Source organism: Rudaea sp. (assembly GCF_036560865.1).
GTDB lineage: Bacteria > Pseudomonadota > Gammaproteobacteria > Xanthomonadales > Rhodanobacteraceae > Rudaea.
The window spans coordinates 1-2,243 of record NZ_DATBQK010000017.1 but is presented as its reverse complement, the minus strand read 5'-3'; the positions used below and the strand labels follow the sequence as shown (position 1 = coordinate 2,243).

The 2,243-nt window shown below is 65.4% G+C and carries 2 protein-coding genes; one reads left to right on the top strand and one right to left on the bottom strand.

Annotation, left to right across the window (positions count from 1 at the left end):
* Window positions 1–1,007, top strand: a 1,007-nt coding sequence (locus VIE67_RS01700; RefSeq protein ID WP_414707245.1) for a hypothetical protein, incomplete at its 5' end; no start/stop codon positions are given.
* A gap of 209 nt (window positions 1,008–1,216) precedes the next feature.
* On the opposite strand, the gene VIE67_RS01695 is transcribed toward VIE67_RS01700, so the two are convergent.
* The coding region (locus tag VIE67_RS01695; protein WP_332022650.1) for an RQC domain-containing protein at window positions 1,217–2,243 on the bottom strand (1,027 nt) is incomplete at its 5' end.

Sequence of the window (2,243 nt, the reverse complement as noted above, 5' to 3'; positions counted from 1 at the left end):
TGTCGATACCGAGTCTGTGCAACAACGCAACGCCAGGACCGAGCGGCCTTTCCGGCGGACTGCAGGGTTTCCTCGTCGGCACAGGCTATGACGAAGCCACGGGTCTGGGCTCGATCGATATCGCCAATCTGCTCAATCAATGGAGCGCCACCGGGAGCGGCACGTTCAACCTCGACCAGCATGGCTTGACCGGTACCTGGTACAACCCCGCCACCGGCGGTCAGGGCCTGCTGGTGGAAACCTACCCCGACCTCTTCGGCAGCGGCCACGGCTATCTGGCGGCCGGTTGGTATACCTTCGACGTAACCGCTGCGGGTGGGCAACGCTGGTACACCGTGCAGGGCGATGCGATCAATGGCAGCGCATCGGTGCCGCTGGCTATCTACGCAGGGGCCGGCGGCAATTTCAATGCGCCGCCCGCGATCGGCGTGGCTCAGGTCGGTACGGCGACGCTGAGCTTCAGCGATTGCAGCCATGGCACGCTGACCTATCACTTCACCGACGGTCGCCCGGACGGTTCGATGCCGCTCACCAAGCTGGACACGAATGTGACCTGTACGGCCTCGGGCGACAACGGCAATGCGACCGCGAACTATCTGCTGTCCGGCGCCTGGTACGATTCCACGCATACGACCGGCGGTCAGGGCTTCGTCTTCGATTTCAGCCCGGCGCTGACCACACTGTTTGCCGCGTGGTACACCTACCAGCCGAACGGAACAAGCATCGGCGGCGGCGCCAGCCAGCGCTGGTACACGATTCAGGACAATGCCTTCACGCCGGGAACAGTGGCGAAGAACGGACTGCCGATCTACGAACCCTCGGGCGGCACATTCAACACGCCCGGCGGCGCGAGCACCGGTTCGCCGGTCGGCAGCGCGAATATCCTGATCAACAGTTGCACGTCAATGACGCTGAGTTACACCTTCAGCGGCGGCACGAACGCGGGTCAACACGGCAGCCTCAACCTCGGCCGCGTCGTCGGCGCGCCGGCCGGGTGCAGTTTTTAGAGCATTTTTAAGTCAAGTACTTACACATCGCGCGATCGGCTTTCACCTCCCCCTTGTGGGGGAGGTCGGCACGCGCCGCGTGCCGGGAGAGGGGATGGCGCCGAAGGCGCCCGCTTTCGCGCGCGCTACCCCTCTCCTCAACCCCTCTCCCGCAGGGGGAGAGGGACTCAAAAGCAAGGGCGCAGTTGTAGCCATTTCAGCTGAAAACTCTAGGACGCGACGCCGCCATCGCGCGACGTGTTCAGCACCTGTAGAAAGGCCGCGCCGTAGCGCGCGAGCTTGGCCACGCCAACACCGCTGATCGTGCCCAACGCGTCGGTATCGCGTGGCTGTTCGCGCAACATCTCAAGCAGGGTTGCGTCGTGGAAGATCACGTACGCCGGCACGCCCTGCTCGCGCGCGAGACGCGCACGCGTGGCGCGCAAGGCGTCCCACAGATTCGTCTCGTGCGGCGCGATCGCAAGAGCCTGCACCTTGCGCTCGCCGCGCACCGCGCGCCGCGTGACGCGGCGTTCCGCGCGACTCGCCGGTCGCCGCAACGACACGCGCGTCTCACCGCGCAGCAAGCCGCGACTCGCCTCGGTCAAACGCAGGACACCGTAGCCATCCGCATCGGTCGCGAGCAGGCCCACGGCGACGAGTTGGCGGAACACGGCGCGCCACTGACGCTCGTCGAGTTCCGCACCGACGCCGAACACGCTCAGGCTGGCGTGACCCAGCGAATGCACACGCTCGTCGTCCTCGCCACGCAGCACCTTGGCGAGATGGCCGACGCCGTAGCGCTGGCCGGTGCGATACACGCACGACAGCGCCTTCTGCGCGAGTTCGGTGCCATCGAAGGATAAAGGCGGATTTGTGCAATTGTCGCAGTGGCCGCAATCCGCAGCCAGCGTCTCGCCGAAATACGCGAGCAGATGGCGGCGGCGGCAGGTTGCGATCTCGGCGTAACCGAGGAGGGCATCGAGCTTGGCGCGCTCGACGCGCTTTCTTTCCTCGCCCGATTCGGATTGCGCGATGAACTGCGCGAGCGTGACGACATCGCCGAGGCCATAGCACATCCATGCGTCGGCCGGCAGCCCGTCGCGTCCGGCACGGCCGGTCTCCTGGTAGTAGCCTTCCAGACTTTTCGGCAGGTCCAGATGCGCGACGAAGCGCACGTCGGGCTTGTCGATGCCCATGCCGAACGCGATCGTCGCGGTCATCACGATGCCGTCCTCGCGCAAAAAACGTTGCTGG